Source organism: Paenibacillus sp. 2RAB27, assembly GCF_052115445.1.
In the GTDB taxonomy this organism is placed as follows: Bacteria; Bacillota; Bacilli; order Paenibacillales; family NBRC-103111; genus Paenibacillus_E.
This window is the reverse complement of sequence record NZ_JBFRGR010000105.1, coordinates 1-592: the sequence shown is the minus strand read 5'-3', so window position 1 is coordinate 592 and position 592 is coordinate 1. Positions and strand designations below refer to the sequence as shown.

The following is a 592-nucleotide window of genomic DNA, read 5'->3' as shown; positions in this document are numbered from 1 at the left end:
GGACTAAGAATAGAATCCACCGCTGGCTTGATATCCGGTTTCCAGAATACAGACAAGCATTTGATGATATTTTTAGCGATCGCTCGTTAGCCACTTTGCGCCGCTTTCCAGCCCCTTCTGACCTATTGCAGCTAACTCCGGAGCATCGAAGAGTATGATAGGATCTGCCGAATTATTGACGAAGTGGACGAGATGATTGAAAAGATACTGCCTTAAATTCCTTGTTCTGATCTCGTTCGCTCTGTCGGTACTTCCGTTCCAGCAACGGCTGCCATATTGGCATTTGGCGGGGACTTACGTAGGCTTTCTCACGGAAATCAATTACTACGCAAGGCAGGATTGAACTTAGCAGAACGAAGTTCTGGCAAATATAAGGGGCAAATTAAGCTCACCAAGCGAGGCAACTCACTACTGCGCAAACATCTCTACTTCACTGTGTTTCACCTGTTATCTTTTAATGAAGCGTTCCAAGCCATGCATGCGCACAATACCGAAGTGAAAAGAATGACGAAAATGCAGTCCATGATGAAGCTGATTGGGAAACTGGCCCGGATGCTTGTAGCCATGGCAAAAGAAGGACAAACATTCATTC

General features: G+C 45.8%; 1 protein-coding gene. It reads left to right on the top strand.

Features of this window, described 5'->3' with window-relative positions; all coding sequences use genetic code 11:
* Window positions 1-276: 276 nt before the first annotated feature.
* On the top strand, window positions 277-592 hold a 316-nt coding region (locus tag AB4114_RS35830), incomplete at its 3' end, for a transposase (RefSeq protein ID WP_441992682.1).